The following is a 414-nucleotide window of genomic DNA, read 5'->3' as shown; positions in this document are numbered from 1 at the left end:
ATGGAGTTGCTAGTAATCGCAGATCAGAATGCTGCGGTGAATGCGTTCCCGGGTCTTGTACACACCGCCCGTCACACCATGGGAGCTTGTAATACCCGAAGCCTGTGAGCGAACCGCAAGGTAGCAGCAGTCGAAGGTAGGATAAGTGACTGGGGTGAAGTCGTAACAAGGTAGCCGTATCGGAAGGTGCGGCTGGATCACCTCCTTTCTAAGGAAAAAAGCTTCACACTATTTTAATTATATATGGACCTGTAGCTCAGCTGGTTAGAGCGCACGCCTGATAAGCGTGAGGTCGGTGGTTCGAGTCCACCCAGGTCCACCATAACTTAGTTTTACTAAGTTTTGAACCATAACAACTTAAAACTAATCAAAAATTTCTAAAACAAACAATAAACTGGAAAAACAGAAATGTTA

General features: G+C 45.4%; 1 tRNA gene and 1 rRNA gene. Both read left to right on the top strand.

Features of this window, described 5'->3' with window-relative positions:
* A 16S ribosomal RNA gene (locus ACQRC6_RS09885) occupies window positions 1-208 on the top strand; the annotation flags it as partial.
* 37 nt (window positions 209-245) lie between these two features.
* Window positions 246-322 (top strand) — tRNA-Ile (locus tag ACQRC6_RS09880).
* Window positions 323-414 lie beyond the last annotated feature (92 nt).

It is taken from the genome of Peptoniphilus sp. SGI.035, from assembly GCF_050315115.1.
GTDB lineage: Bacteria > Bacillota > Clostridia > Tissierellales > Peptoniphilaceae > Peptoniphilus_A.
Note: the sequence above shows the minus strand (reverse complement) of the source record. Positions and strands in the feature narration are given on the sequence as shown.